The 13,458-nt window shown below is 71.5% G+C and carries 11 protein-coding genes and 1 tRNA gene; 6 read left to right on the top strand and 6 right to left on the bottom strand.

Annotated elements, in window-relative coordinates; genetic code table 11:
- Window positions 1-146: 146 nt before the first annotated feature.
- From APR04_RS08100 to APR04_RS08090, 3 genes are all read left to right on the top strand, one after another.
- Window positions 147-1,646 carry an RNA-guided endonuclease TnpB family protein gene (locus APR04_RS08100; protein WP_253869210.1) on the top strand — a complete coding sequence of 500 codons (1,500 nt, stop codon included), beginning with the start codon at window positions 147-149 and terminating at the stop codon, window positions 1,644-1,646.
- A gap of 93 nt (window positions 1,647-1,739) precedes the next feature.
- The gene (locus APR04_RS08095; protein ID WP_253869208.1) at window positions 1,740-2,984 is read left to right on the top strand and encodes an MFS transporter; all 1,245 of its coding nucleotides are present in this window, start codon (window positions 1,740-1,742) and stop codon (window positions 2,982-2,984) included.
- Between the two features lie 158 nt (window positions 2,985-3,142).
- Entirely contained in the window at window positions 3,143-4,336 is a 1,194-nt protein-coding gene (locus APR04_RS08090; RefSeq protein ID WP_253869206.1) for a UDP-N-acetylmuramate dehydrogenase, read from the top strand.
- 32 nt (window positions 4,337-4,368) lie between these two features.
- Here APR04_RS08090 and APR04_RS08085 read toward each other — a convergent pair whose 3' ends face one another.
- On the bottom strand, window positions 4,369-5,406 hold the full coding sequence (locus tag APR04_RS08085) for a L,D-transpeptidase family protein (RefSeq protein WP_253869204.1): 1,038 nt from the start codon (window positions 5,404-5,406) through the stop codon (window positions 4,369-4,371).
- Window positions 5,407-5,535: 129 nt separating this feature from the next.
- The gene (locus APR04_RS08080) at window positions 5,536-6,609 is read right to left on the bottom strand and encodes an adenosine deaminase (protein ID WP_253869202.1); all 1,074 of its coding nucleotides are present in this window, start codon (window positions 6,607-6,609) and stop codon (window positions 5,536-5,538) included.
- Between the two features lie 185 nt (window positions 6,610-6,794).
- Here APR04_RS08080 and APR04_RS08075 point away from each other — a divergent pair, with 185 nt between their 5' ends.
- Window positions 6,795-8,810 carry a serine/threonine-protein kinase gene (locus tag APR04_RS08075; protein ID WP_253869200.1) on the top strand — a complete coding sequence of 672 codons (2,016 nt, stop codon included), beginning with the start codon at window positions 6,795-6,797 and terminating at the stop codon, window positions 8,808-8,810.
- Window positions 8,811-8,840: 30 nt separating this feature from the next.
- On the opposite strand, the gene APR04_RS08070 is transcribed toward APR04_RS08075, so the two are convergent.
- Genes APR04_RS08070 through APR04_RS08055 form a run of 4 tightly spaced genes read right to left on the bottom strand, consistent with a single transcriptional unit; the run spans window position 8,841 to window position 12,639 of the window.
- Complete coding sequence (locus APR04_RS08070) at window positions 8,841-9,452, bottom strand: response regulator (RefSeq protein WP_253869198.1); 612 nt, start codon at window positions 9,450-9,452, stop codon at window positions 8,841-8,843.
- 4 nt (window positions 9,453-9,456) lie between these two features.
- Window positions 9,457-10,854: a sensor histidine kinase gene (locus APR04_RS08065; RefSeq protein ID WP_253869197.1), complete on the bottom strand. Its 1,398-nt coding sequence runs from the start codon at window positions 10,852-10,854 to the stop codon at window positions 9,457-9,459.
- Complete coding sequence (locus tag APR04_RS08060) at window positions 10,844-11,719, bottom strand: ABC transporter permease (protein ID WP_253869196.1); 876 nt, start codon at window positions 11,717-11,719, stop codon at window positions 10,844-10,846. The genes APR04_RS08065 and APR04_RS08060 overlap by 11 nt, the downstream gene beginning before the upstream one ends.
- The gene (locus APR04_RS08055) at window positions 11,719-12,639 is read right to left on the bottom strand and encodes an ABC transporter ATP-binding protein (protein ID WP_253869195.1); all 921 of its coding nucleotides are present in this window, start codon (window positions 12,637-12,639) and stop codon (window positions 11,719-11,721) included. The genes APR04_RS08060 and APR04_RS08055 overlap by 1 nt, the downstream gene beginning before the upstream one ends.
- 251 nt (window positions 12,640-12,890) lie before the next feature.
- Here APR04_RS08055 and APR04_RS08050 point away from each other — a divergent pair.
- Together APR04_RS08050 and secE are read left to right on the top strand one after the other, a co-directional pair.
- Window positions 12,891-12,966, top strand: a tRNA-Trp gene (locus APR04_RS08050).
- 101 nt (window positions 12,967-13,067) lie between these two features.
- Window positions 13,068-13,313, top strand: coding sequence for a preprotein translocase subunit SecE (gene secE, locus APR04_RS08045; RefSeq protein ID WP_253869194.1), 246 nt, complete (start codon window positions 13,068-13,070; stop codon window positions 13,311-13,313).
- Window positions 13,314-13,458: the final 145 nt, after the last annotated feature.

The raw sequence follows: 13,458 nt of genomic DNA, 5'->3' as shown, positions 1-13,458 counted from the left end.
GGGCATCGGTGAATTGTGTAAGCGTGCCAGGCGGGTGCCGAGTTGTCAGGTGACAGCGGCCGAGTCGTGGCTTCGTGGGTCTCATGGAGCGTTCCTTTGAGCTTCGGTCGCGGGTCGGTGTCGGTGTCTCGGTCTAACGTTCGGGTATGGCTCGGCACACCACCTTCCGGTTCTGCCTCGACCCCACGGTCGAGCAGACGGTGGCGCTCGCGCGCCATGTGGGTGCGGCCCGGTTTGCGTACAACCAGTGCCTGCGACTGCACCTGGACGCCCGCGCAGCAGGTGGTCGCCCGGATAAGGATGCCGACGGTGATGGCAAAGCCGATCGTGACGCATCTAGCGTTTCTGCTACTGACGAGACGGCCGTGCTGGCGGTGCCGTGGTCTGGGTTCAGCCTGATCAACGCCTTCAACTCGTGGAAGAGGTCCGAAGCTGCCGGGCGACGGTTCCTGGTCTCGTGCGCGGGTGTCGCCGAGGTGGAGGTGACCGGCCTGGCCTGGCGCAGTGAGGTCTCGGCGCAGGTCTCAGAGGAGGCAGCCGTCGACCTCAGTCGCGGCCTTGCTGCGTGGATCGCCTCCCGATCCGGGAAGCGCAACGGCCGCCCGATCAGGCACCCGAGGTTCAAGAAGAAGGCCCAGACGGGCGGGTCGTTCCGGATGCGGAACAAGACCACCGCAGGACGCGCCTCGATCCGGGTCGGGCTGGATCGTCCGCGGTCCGTGATCCTCCCCAGGATCGGCAGCATCCGCGTCCGGGAGAACACCCGCCGCTTGCGCCGGATGATCGCGAACGGTCGTGCCCGGATCCTGCAGGCCACCATCACACGCGGCACCCGCCGATGGTGGATCTCCGTAACCGTAGAGGCCGCCGACCTGCATCCCTCGGCCCAGCACCGGCCCCGCCCAACCGACGACGCGACCGGGTGGGTAGGCGTGGACCGTGGGCTGCACGCCCTGGTCGTCGCCGGAACCCGGGACGGGACCGAAACCCACCGTGTCCAGGCACCCAAGACACTGGCCACGGGACTGCGTCAACAGCGTCGTCTGGCCCGTGCGGTCGCGCGCACGAAGCGCGGTTCGGCGAACCGGCGCAAAGCCGCCGCGCGTCTGGCAATGCATCACTCCCGGGTGCGGGATGCCCGGCAGCATTTCCTGCATCAGGTTTCCAACCAGCTGGTCAAGACACACGACAGGCTGGTCCTGGAAGACCTGAACATCACCGGCATCATGTCCAACCGGCGGCTCGCTCGCGCCGTCGCGGATGCTGCGTGGGGTGAGCTGGCCCGCCAGATCACCTACAAACAACACTGGCACGGCGGGCAGGTCGTGGTCGCGGACCGGTGGTTCGCGTCTTCCAAGACGTGCTCCGACTGCGGCACGCTGCGCAAGGGCTTGACGCTGAAAGAGCGCACGTTCGAGTGCGGTTCGTGTGGGCTGGTCCTGGATCGGGACCTGAACGCCGCCGCTAACCTCGCCGCCTGGGCCGAGGACCACATTCGTGGTGAAGAAGCTCAGGACGGGGACCGTCAAGCAGCCGGCCCCGACATCAAGGCTTGCCGACGGGACGGCACTGGCCCACACACCCGTGTGGGTGAAACCAGCCCGGACGACGCAGGAACCCCCACTCAGACCGCACCCGCGGCCTGACTGGAGGACGCCCGAGAAGGGCGGTGCCCGTGAACACCACCGTTCACAGGCACGCTGTTACGGTCGGGAGATTCAATCGCACCAAGGAGTTCCGTGCCTACTGCACACGCCGCCGCCCGCGCGGTCTTCGTCGTCTTTGCTGCCAGTGGGTTCGCTTTCGCGAGCTGGGCGTCGCGTCTCCCGGCGGTCCGTGACGGCCTTTCCTTCTCCGAGCAGGCGATGGGTCTGCTGCTGCTCACCGGGTCTATCGGCTCGGTCGCCGCGATCCCGCTCTCCGGCCTGGTCGCCGAGCGGTTCGGTACCGCTCGCACGGTAGTCACCTTCGCGAGCGTCCTGGTGGCGGGACTTGCCGTGGCCGGGTACGGCGTCGTGACGGACGAGCACCTCGCGGTGCGGCTCGGCCTGATCCTGTTCGGCGTGGGAGCCGGTGTCTGGGATGCCGCGATGAACCTCGAGGGCGCCGCCGTCGAGCAGCGGCTCGGCCGCGCGGTCATGCCGGTGTTCCACGCGGGGTTCTCGTTCGGCACGGTGATCGGCGCGGGCATCGGGGCTCTGGTGGCCACCGTGGGTGTGCCGGTCGTCTGGCACATCGTGGCGGCCGGGGTGGTGGCCCTCCTGTCGGTGCTGATCGCCGTCCGCTACTTCTCGCCGAGCGTCGACGTCGCTGCCGTGCCCCACGGTGTGCCCGTCGGCGAGGCGGGCAGTGCGGAAGGCGCCGATCCGGGAGCGGTGACGCCGCCGACGTCGGGCGTCGCGGGGCTGGTCGCCGCCTGGCGCGAGCCGCGCACGCTCGCGATCGGGCTGGTCGTGCTCGCCGCGGCTCTCACGGAGGGCGTGGCCAACGACTGGGTCAGCCTTGCCGTCGTGGACGGGTTCGGCACGTCCGACGGGATGGGTGCCGTGGGTCTGGCCATCTTCCTCACCGCCATGACGACGGCCCGGCTCGCCGGGACGCGAGCCATCGACCGCTTCGGGCGGGTTCCGGTGCTCGTCCTGTCCGCTCTGCTGGCCTTCGTCGGGGTGCTGACGTTCTCGCTGGTCCCGGTCCTGTGGGTGGCCCTGGTCGGGGTCGGCCTGTGGGGCCTGGGCGCGGCGATGGGCTTCCCGATGGGGATGAGCGCGGCGTCGGACGAGCCCCGGCGGGCCGCGATGCGGGTCGCCGCGGTGTCGACCATCGCGTACACGGCGTTCTTCGTGGGCCCGCCGCTGATCGGGTTCGTCGCCCACGCGACGGGCTACCGCCTGGCGGTGCTGGTGCTGCTGGTGCCGATGGTTCTGGGACTGCTCGTGGCTCGCTCCGTCCGACCGCTCCCGACCGCCGCCGGTGTGAAGAGGTAGTGCAGGGCGGCGAAGAGCGCGGGCCCTAGCGACCGGGCTGCGACGCCGAGCAGTGCACACGTTCGTGGGCGACAAAAGGTTCCAGAATTGGCAGACCTCACCCACGGCATGTCGAAGATGTGCACAAAACCAACGCGACGGGTAGATAGGCTTGCACGGTGAGCCCATACCCGGCAGACACCGTCAAGGCGCAAGCGGTGGCCCCCAGCCTCGCCGACCTCACCACACTCCGCGTGGGTGGCCCGGCAGCCTCGTTCGTCGAGGCCGAGGAAGAGGCTGCACTGATCGAGGCGGTGAGCACCGCCGACGACGACGGCGTGCCCCTGCTGGTCGTGGGTGGCGGCTCGAACCTGCTGGTGGCTGACAAGGGTTTCGACGGTGTCGTCGTGCGTGACAACCGTAACGGGATCACCGTCGAGTCGGACGACTCCTGCGGCGGCGCCGTGGTGAGCGCCCCGGCCGGACAGGGCTGGGACGAGCTCGTGGAGCGCGCGGTCTCCGACGGCTGGGTCGGGGTCGAGTCGCTGTCCGGCATCCCTGGCACCGTTGGCGCCGCCCCGGTGCAGAACATCGGTGCCTACGGCCAGGAGCTCTCCGGCGTGGTCTCGCTCGTCCGCACGTGGGACCGGGCGGAGCGGCGGGTGCGCACCTTCTCCGTCGGTCAGCTGGACTTCGGGTACCGCACGTCGCTGCTCAAGCGTTCGATGCACAGCGAGGGCCGCGAGGGTGACCCGCTGGCCCCGTGGTACCCGTCGCCGCGCTACGTGGTGCTGAACGTGCAGTTCCAGTTCCGGCTCGGCACCCTGTCGGCGCCCATCGGGTACGGAGAGCTGGCGCGGCGCCTGGGCGTCGAGGTGGGTCAGCGTGCCCCGATGAAGGACGTCCGCGAGACCGTGCTGGGGCTGCGCGGTGGCAAAGGCATGCTGCTCGACCGTCCGCCCTTCGGCGCCGAGCCGGACCACGACCGCTGGAACTCGGGGTCCTTCTTCACCAACCCCGTGATCCCCGTCGAGCACCTGGCGCACCTGCCGGAGGACGCTCCCCGATACCCGGTCCGCTCCTCGACCCCGCAGACGACCACCGGTCCGAGCCTCGGCGCCATCGACCCGACGCTCGTCAAGACGAGCGCCGCATGGCTCATCGAGCACGCGGGCTTCGCCAAAGGCTTCGGACTCGCGGGGGAGCGCAGCCCGGCGCGCCTGTCGACCAAGCACACGCTCGCGATGACCAACCGCGGAGGTGCCCGGGCCGAAGACGTGATCGCCCTGGCCCGGGCAGTGCGCGACGGCGTCCGTGACCGGTTCGGCGTGACCCTGGTCCCGGAGACCGTCCTGGTGGGCGTCTCCCTCTAGCAGACGACCTGGCAGGCGACCGGGCAGACGAGCTAGTAGACGACGACCGGAGTGCCCGACGGCGCGCCCCAGGTGTCCCAGATCCAGTCCATCGCGCTGTTCGACACGCGCACGCACCCGTGCGACGCCGGGAACGCGGGGACCGACGCGGAGCCGTGCACCGCGATGCCGCCCGTGAAGAACTTGGGCCGCCACATGTCGCCCAGCTCGAGCGACGACGAGTGCATCCCGTTCACCTCCCGGTACATCGCGAACGACCCGCGCGGCGTGTACGCCGTGTACGTGGCGCCCTTCGCGTCGTACGTCTCCCCGTTGCCGGACGACGCGTTGATGACCTTCACGACAGAGCCGTTCTCGACCGCCAGCACGAGCTGCCGGTCGATGTCGATCTCGAGCACCTTGCCCGACGACGTCTGCGCCTGCGGTACCAGACCGTCGTCCGCCGCCTGCTGCGTCGCGTCGCCCACCACGCCGTCGCGGGACAGCCCGCCGGCCTTCTGCAGCGCGAAGACCGCCTGCTGCGTCTCGCCGCCGTAGGCGTCGTCGACCGACGTGACGAAGTAACCGAGGTCCTTCAGCCGCTGCTGCAGGTCGCCCACACGGTCGCTGACCTCGCCGTACTCGATGTGGTCCGGCTCCTCCGGCTCCTCGCCGGCCTTCGTGTCCTTGCCGCCGTCCTTGCCCTCCGGGTTCCCGTCGGCCTGCTCGTCGTCGTTCTTCTTGCCGTCGTTCTTCTTGCCGTCGTCGCCGGTCTCTTCGTCGTCCTCGTCGGGTGCCGGCGTGCTGTCGTCGGCGTTGTCCTCCGCACCGGCGTCGGCGCTGCCCTCGGCCGACGGCTCGTTCGCCCCCGGCTCCTCGGACGCCGGCTCCTCGGTGCTCGGCGTCGGGCCGGCGGGGCTCTCCTCGGGAGCGGGCGAGCTGGTGGTCGCCGCACTTCCCTGGGGCTCCTGTTCGCCGCCGCAGGCGGACAGCAGGCTCGCCGTCAGCGCGACCGCGCCCAGCGTCCCGACGATCCGCTTGCCGACGACCTTGCCCGGACGATGGGCCGACCTGCCGTGTATTGCCCGCATCGTGACTCCTCCTCGGCCGCACCTCGGGGTGGTGCGGCACCGCGCACGCGAGACGACGTCGTCCCCTCGCGAGTGTCCTGTATGTCTAACTGACGCGCGGGTGTCCAGGATGGTTGGGTCAGTTGATCGTCACCTGATCGTGACAGTGCCGCCCGCGGGGAGGGGATCGGCGGGATCCGCGGGACCGGGCGTGAGCAGCCACGCGTCGACGCCGGCCAGGAGGCGTGCCTTGGTGCCCGACGACGCCCGGCTCGCCCGGATCGACGACGCCGCCAGCCCGGCGAGCTCCGCATCACTGAAGCCGTGCGCGCTCCGTGCGATCTCGTACTGGTCCACGAGCCGCGAGCCGAACAGGAGAGGGTCGTCGGCCCCGAGCGCCACGAGAGCACCCGCGTCGACCAGGGTGCGCAGCGGCACCTCGCTCGCCTCGCTGTAGACGCCAAGACCGATGTTCGAGCCAGGGTTCACCTCGAGCGCGACACCACGCTCCACGATGCCCGCGAGGACGCGCTCGTCCTCTGCGGCGCGCACCCCGTGCCCGATCCGGTCGGGCACGAGCTCACGCATGACCTCGCTGATGTGGTCGGGCCCGAGCAGCTCACCGCCGTGCGGCACCGCCGCGAGGCCGGCCCGCCGCGCGATGTCGAAGGCGTGCCCGAACTGGGACGTGTCCCCGCGGCGCTCGTCGTTCGACAGCCCGAAGCCCACGACCTCACCGACCCCCTCGCCCGCGTACCGGGCGGCCAGCCGGGCGAGCGTGCGCGCGTCGAGCGGATGCTTCATGCGCGACGCCGCGATGATCACGCCCACCTCGATCCCGTGCGCGGCGCTCGCGGCCTTGGCGGCGTCGATGACGATCTCGACGGCCGGGGTGATACCGCCGACGAACGGTGCGTAGGAGGTCGGGTCCACCTGGATCTCGAGCCGGCCGGAGCCCTCGGCGGCGTCGTCGGCCGCGGCCTCGTCGACCAGACGGCGCATGTCCGCCTCCGACCGCACGCACGCCCGAGCGGCGTCGTACAGGCGCTGGAAGCGGAACCAGCCACGCTCTGTGGCGGGCAGACGCAACGGGTCGTCGTCGATGAGGGCCTCGGGCAGTCGCACGCCGTGCGCGGCTGCCATGTCGACGAGGGTAGGCACCCGCATGGATCCGGTGAAGTGGAGGTGGAGGTGCGCCTTGGGCAGGAGTGCGAGGTCGCGCATCTGCGTAGTCTGGCAAAGCAGTGGTCCCGCGGCAGCCGCGGCTCGTGATACTTCGCACTACTCACACATCCGGCAGGCCCATCTTTGGTGCGCTGGCGGTCCCCTCAGTATCCTGAAAAGAACATGCCCCAGATAGCCGAAATGACTGCTTTGCTCGAAGCGCAACCACGGACCCCGGTGAACCAGTGAACGGAGAGACCACGGACGAGAACAACGCCGCGGACCTTCCCGTCCACGTCGTCCTCGGCGGAAAGTACGAGCTGGTCGACGTCCTGGGCACTGGGGCAACCTTCACGGTCTACGAGGCGCAACGGGTAGCGGCACCGCCCGAGCCGGAGCCCACGACTGGCGAGGACGGCGACCCGGACGACGCCGGAGCGAGCACCGACGCGGCGGACGACGACGCTGCGGACGCCAGCGAGGCCGACGCCAGCGCTGCCGAGCCGGGCGCGGCGCCCGACGACGACCAGACCGGTGACGCCGAGACCGCCTCCGAGTCCGAGTCCGGGTCCAAGTCCGATGCCGGTCCGGACGCCGAGTCCGACGACGACGCCGGAGCGGCCGAGGCGGACTCGACCGATCCCGACGCGACGACCGATCCCGACGCGACGGCCGAGATCGCAGAGCCGGCCGAACCCGAGGAGCCGGAGGTCGACCTCGACCAGCCGCTCGTGGTGAAGGTGCTGCACCCCCACCTGGTCGACGATCAGAACGCCCGCGACTCCCTGCAGCGCGAGGTCGAGGCGTCGGCGCTGGTGAACCACCCCGGCGTCGTGAAGGTCCTGGACTCCGGCGAGGAGGACGTCGCTGGCGCGAACGTGCCCTGGACGGTCATGAACCGGATGGCGGGCGTGTCCCTCTCCGACTTCGCGGGGGACGACGGCCTGTCCTGGCGCGACGCGCTCGCGATCCTCGACGGCCTGCTGGAGTCGCTCGCCGCCGTGCACGCGGCGGGCCTGGTGCACCGCGACGTCGCGCCGCGCAACGTGATGGTCGACAAGCAGGCGGACGGCACGTTCGTCGTCGGGCTCCTGGACCTGGGCCTCACCCGGTCCGCGGGCGGTGACGGCGACGGCGCGACGGTGGCCGGGTCGGTCCTCGGGATGTCGCCGGAGCAGGCACGCGGCAAGCCCCTCGACGCGCGCAGCGACATCTATGCCGCCGGCGCGCTCACCTACTACACGCTGACCGGGCACGCGCCGTTCGAGCGTGCGCAGGCGGAGGACGTCCTGCGGGCGCACGTGAACGCGCCAGTTCCCGCGGCCTCCGCACGCCGCGCGGCAGTTCCCGCCTCGGTGGACCGGCTCGTCTCCCGGGCGATGGCCAAGGACCCGGGCCGACGGTTCCCGACCGCTGAGGCGATGCGGGCGACCGTGACGATCCTGCTCGGCGGTCCCGCGGGCCGGCTGGGCACCAGCGGCGAGACCATGCAGCTCGGCGTGGGTGCAGGCGGCACCGAGGTGATCGACCCGGTCACCGGGGCGGCCGGCTCGGGCACGATGACGCTGGGCCAGGTCAGCGAGGGCACGGACCGCACCATGGTGGTCGGCGCGGTGGGCGCGGCCGCAGCCGGCGCCGGAGCCGCCGGGATCGCCGCGGCCGCCGACGCCGAGGGCGCGTCAGGCGCGGAGCCTGGGGCGGCAACCACTGCACCGGTCGGCCCGCCCCCGGTCAGCCCGCCCCCGGCGGCGCCGCCCGAGGAGGAGCGGAAGTGGTGGCACGCCTTCACGACCGGCCGCGGCAGGGTGGCCACGATCGTCGTGTTCGCGCTGCTCGTGTTCGGCGGTGCGGGCCTGGTGATCGCGAACCTGCTCGACGACCAGGCTCCGCCGGTGGTCACGCCGACCGTCAGCCCGTCCTCGGAGGACCCGACGGAGGAGCCGACGCCGTCGTCCACCCCGACCGAGACGGAGGACGACGTGTACGTGCCACCCCCGGCACCCGACCCGGAGCCGACCCCGACCGTGACGGTGACCCAGGAGCCGACGCCGACCCAGGAGCCGACGCCGACGCAGGAGCCGACGCCGACGCAGGAGCCGACGCCGACGCAGGAGCCGACGCAGGAGCCGACGCCACCGACCACGGAACCGACGGCCGACCCGAGCACCCCGGTCGAACCTACGGCTGATCCCACCGGCGGCGACGCCGGGGGCGGTGAGGCGGGCGGCGACAAGGAGGCCGACCCCGTCAACGGTCGCTAGGCGCTCGGCGGCCGTGCGGTGGAGAGCCGCTCAGGCTATCCAGCCGCGCGCCCTGGCCACGGTCACCGCGCCCGTCCGGTCGGCGACGCCGAGCTTGGCGAACGCCCGGATGAGGTGCGTCTTGACCGTCGCCTCCGTGATGGACAGCTCGCGCCCGACCTCGGCGTTCGACCGGCCGAGCGCCACCAGCGTGAGCACCTCCGCCTCCCGCGCCGAAGGCCGCTCCGCGGCCGTGCGCACGGAGCTGACCAGGCGCGTCGCCACGCTCGGCGCCAGCACCGTCTCACCACGGGCAGCCGCCCGCACGCCGGCGACGAGCTCGGCGCGGGGCGTGTCCTTGAGCAGGTACCCGGTGGCCCCCGCCTCGACCGCACGCAGGATGTCGCCGTCGGTGTCGTAGGTCGTCAGCACGACGACACGCGGCCCGGTACCCACGATCCCTGCGGTCGCCGCGACGCCGTCGAGCACCGGCATGCGCAGGTCCATGAGGACGACGTCGGGCCGCAGCGACGTCGCCAGCGCCACCGCCTCGCTCCCGTCGGCGGCCTCGCCAACGACCTCGAGGTCTTCCTCCACGGTGAGCATGCCCACCAGACCGGACCGCACCACCGGATGGTCGTCCACCACCAGCACCCGGATCATCCCGTCACCCCCCTTGTCCCGTCGCCGGTCCCGGCCCCCGCGTCGGCCTCGCGTCCGACATCGCACGGACCTGTCCGTCGACCTGCCCGTCGACCGGCACCCGGGCGCACAACGTGGTGCCGCCGCCGTCTCCCGGCCCGACTGCCAGGGTGCCGCCCGCCGACCGTACGCGCTCCCGCATCCCCGCCAGCCCGAAGCCGTCGACGACGTCCGCGCCGATCCCTCGTCCGTCGTCGGACACCGTGAGCGTCACCTCTTCCTCGGCCTGCCCCAGCCGCACGACGACGGACCGCGCCTGCGCGTGCCGCCGGACGTTCGCGAACGCCTCCTGGGCGGCCCGCAGCAGCACCACCTCGACCGTGGGGGACAGGGCGCCCACCCGATCGGTCTCGACGGTCACCGCCAGGCCGGTCTCCTCCGTGAACCGGCTCCCGAGCCGACCCAGCGCCTGAGGGAGCGAGGCGTCCTGCAGCGCGACCGGCGCGAACGCCGCTACCAGGGCGCGGGCCTCGGCGAGGTTGTCGCGGGCGGTGTCCTCGACGACGTGCAGCCGCTCGCGCGCGGCACCCTGATCTCCGACGTCGAGGGCCGCGGTCGCAGCCTGCGCCTGCATGACCACGCTCGTGAACCCCTGGGCGAGCGTGTCGTGGATCTCGCGCGCGAGGCGCTCACGCTCCGCGAGGACGCCGGCCTCGTGGCTGGTCAGTGCCAGCTGGGCCTGCGCCGCGTGCAGCTTGCCGAGCAGCCGCACGTGCTCCTCCGCCCGCCGCATCGCCACGTGGAACCAGAGCCCGAGCCCGATCGCGAACACGAGAGTGACCATCATCTGCGGCACGACCTCGCCCATGACCGCGACGTCGAAGCCGTACTGCGACGAGATGCCGACCGACACCGCGACCGTGAGCGCGACACAGCCGACCACGCCGTGCCGTATCGACTCCAGCAGCATCCACACCTGCGCGAACGCGATGAACAGCAGGAGCGACGCCACCCCACCCTGGGACACGGTCACGCCGGTGCCGACGACGACCACCACCAGGTACTGCACGGCCAGCCGCTGGTTCCGCGTGCGCGCCGCCCGCGCGCCCCACACCAGGTAGGCCACCACGATCGCGGCCATCGCCGCGTAGGCGACGGCGAGCTGCGTGCCCCGTGTGCCGGCCAGGGCCAGGGCGACGGCGGTCAGAGCGATGATCACGCCGAACGCGGCGTCCCACCAGCGCACCTGGTGCTCCCACCCGGCGTACAGACGCTCCAGGTCGTAGTCGCGGCTCGTCCCGTGCCCGGCCGGCGCGCTCCGGTCAGCCGTAGTTTCTTCTGGACGGCTTCCTTGTGCTCCGCTTCGGGCGGGTGCCTCGTCCCTCGGCCCCCACCCTGCGCTGCGCCCTTCGTCAGCCGTCATCGTGGCGACGCCACCGGAACGTACGAGCGCCGACCACGAGCGCGACCACCAGCCATGCCGCAAGTACAGCAGCCGTCGCACCGTGCTGCCAGGCCTCCGCCGGCTCGACGGCGGCGAAGGCGTCCGGCAGGAACACCGAGCGCATGCCCTGCGCTATCCACTTGAGCGGGAACAGGGACGACAGGTCGAGCATCCAGCCGGGCAGCTGGGTCACCGGGAAGAAGACCCCCGATGTGAACTGCAGCAGCAGCAGCGGTGTGACCACGACGGCGCTCGCGGACCGGCCGGAGCTGGGCACCGACGAGTACGCGACGCCGCACACCGCCCCGGCCGCGGTGCCGAGCACGAACACCCAGGCGAACGTGGCCCAGTGGGCGGCGTCGTCGGGCAGGGGTACGTCGAAGGCGAGCGCGGCGACCGCCAGCAGCAGCGCCGTCTGCGCGAGCACGGTGACCAGGGACAGGAACACCTTGCCCAGGAAGTACGACGTCGCGGGCAGCGGTGTGGCACGAAGACGCTTGAGGGTGCCGTCGTCCCGCTCGACGGCGATCGAGATCGCCAGCGTCTGGAAGGTGGAGAGCATGACTCCGGTCGCCACCATGCCGGGCAGGAAGTACTGCGCGAAGCTGACCGTCATGCCGCCCGCGACGATGGGGTCGTCGTCGCCGAACACCGTCGAGAAGATCGCGAGCATGAGGATCGGGTAGGCGAACCCGAAGATCACGGAGTCGCGCTCGCGGACGAACTGGAGCAGCTCGACGCCGCCGCGTACCAGCCCCTGTCGGAGCGTGCCGGGAAGGCGCCGCGCGGTGGTCTGCCGCTGGTCGAGCCGGTCCGGGCCCGTTGTGCTCGCCGTCGTGCTCATCACGCCGCCTTCCTGCTGCTGTTGTCGGTGCCTACGCCATCGGTGGGGGAGGACTCCCCGATCAGGGACAGGTACACGTCCTCGAGCGTGGGCCGGGTGATCGACAGGCCAGGCACCTCGCCGCCCGGCCCGGCTGCCGCCATCAGCCGCCCGACGACGGCGGTGGGCAGGTCGGTCCGCTCCGTCCGGCGCACGCCGCCGTCGTCCCACGCGACCACGGGGGTGCGGGCCCCGGGACCGCCCAGCGTGTCGGGCGTGCCCGTGGCGACCACTACGCCGTCGCGCACGACGACGACCCGGTCGGCCAGCTGGGCGGCCTCGTCCAGGTAGTGGGTGGTCAGGAGGATCGTGGTGCCGCCGTCGCGCAGGCTCGTGACGAGGTCCCAGAACGACCGGCGGGCCTGTGGGTCGAACCCGGTGGTGGGCTCGTCCAGGAAGAGCAGCTCTGGCCTGCCGACGATCCCTAGCGCCACGTCGAGCCGGCGCCGCTGCCCGCCGGACAGACCCCGGGTCCGTGCCCGTGCCTTCTCCGCGAGCCCGACGGCGGCGATGACCTCCATGGGGTCCCGCGAGTCGGGGTACGACGCGGCGGTGGACCGGACCTTCTCCAGGATGGTGAGCTCGTTCATGTCCCGGGAGTCCTGCATGACGACGCCGATTCGCGCTCGCCAGGCACGGCCCGCCTGCCGGGGGTCCTCGCCGAGCACCCGCACCTCGCCGTCGTCCCGGTCGCGGAAGCCCTCGAGGATCTCGACGGTGGTGGTCTTGCCTGCGCCGTTGGGGCCAAGGACAGCCACGATCTCGCCGCGGGAGACGTCGAGGTCGAGGCCGGCGACGGCGTCCTTATAGCCGGAGCGCGCACTGCCGTACCGCTTGCGGAGGCCGCGTACTCGCACGGCCAGGGGGTCGGATGTCTGCATGCCGTCGAGCATGCTCCGGCCGGCACCTCGCGCGGGACGCCCGTTCGACTGCACCTGCTGTCCACCGTTCGGTGGACAGGGTTCCTGTCTCCCGGTGGTCCGGCCTGTCGAGACCCTCCCGGGGCCGCCCGGAACGGGTTCGACCTACGGCCGTGGGTACCGTACAGTTGTGCCTCGGTGATTGATGCTCACGTGATGTGGCGTGCCTCTTCAGGACGCGCGGCAGATCGTGGCACCGGCATCGAACACAAAGGGTAGTGGCGCAATTGGTAGCGCAGCGGTCTCCAAAACCGCAGGTTGCAGGTTCGAGTCCTGTCTACCCTGCCAGCGTGAACCCCAGCGGGGCCGCGCGCAGCGGGCCCACGTGAGTGGACCTGGAAAGCCAGTCCGCGCCGACCGGCGCGCCGGGCCACAGGAGTGGGGTAGCAGTGAGCGACACCGAGGTGATCCAGAGCGCCGCGGAGCGTCCGAGCAGGGGCGGCGGCAACATCTTCGCCCGAATCGCGCTCTTCGTACGTCAAGTGGTGGCCGAGCTCAAGAAGGTCGTCGCACCGACGCGTTCCGAGCTCATGACGTACACGGGCGTGGTGCTGGTCTTCCTGGTCGTCGTCATGATCTTCGTGGTGCTGCTGGACTACGCGTTCGGCATGCTCGCCGGCTGGGTCTTCGGCTGAATCGGCGCTTCGGCGTCGGCACGCTGACGCAGCCGTAGACGACCCCGACCGCAGGTCGGCGTCGGTCCGGGTGCGCCGGACAAGCAGATGGGGCACGCTGCGCAGTACTTCGCTGTGATCGTTCTCGCCTGTTGCTGATTGTCCC

Origin of the sequence: Promicromonospora umidemergens (genome assembly GCF_024171995.1) — a bacterium.
GTDB lineage: Bacteria > Actinomycetota > Actinomycetes > Actinomycetales > Cellulomonadaceae > Promicromonospora > Promicromonospora umidemergens.
Note: the sequence above shows the minus strand (reverse complement) of the source record. Positions and strands in the feature narration are given on the sequence as shown.

Bases quoted from the DNA above. Each gene is read 5' to 3' on its own strand.
- APR04_RS08100 (WP_253869210.1), top strand. From the start codon at position 147: ATGGCTCGGCACACCACCTTCCGGTTCTGCCTCGACCCCACGGTCGAG.
- APR04_RS08085 (WP_253869204.1), bottom strand. From the start codon at position 5,406: ATGCGGGCAATACACGGCAGGTCGGCCCATCGTCCGGGCAAGGTCGTC.
- APR04_RS08080 (WP_253869202.1), bottom strand. From the start codon at position 6,609: ATGCGCGACCTCGCACTCCTGCCCAAGGCGCACCTCCACCTCCACTTC.
- APR04_RS08070 (WP_253869198.1), bottom strand. From the start codon at position 9,452: ATGATCCGGGTGCTGGTGGTGGACGACCATCCGGTGGTGCGGTCCGGT.
- APR04_RS08065 (WP_253869197.1), bottom strand. From the start codon at position 10,854: ATGACGGCTGACGAAGGGCGCAGCGCAGGGTGGGGGCCGAGGGACGAG.
- APR04_RS08060 (WP_253869196.1), bottom strand. From the start codon at position 11,719: ATGAGCACGACGGCGAGCACAACGGGCCCGGACCGGCTCGACCAGCGG.
- APR04_RS08055 (WP_253869195.1), bottom strand. From the start codon at position 12,639: ATGCAGACATCCGACCCCCTGGCCGTGCGAGTACGCGGCCTCCGCAAG.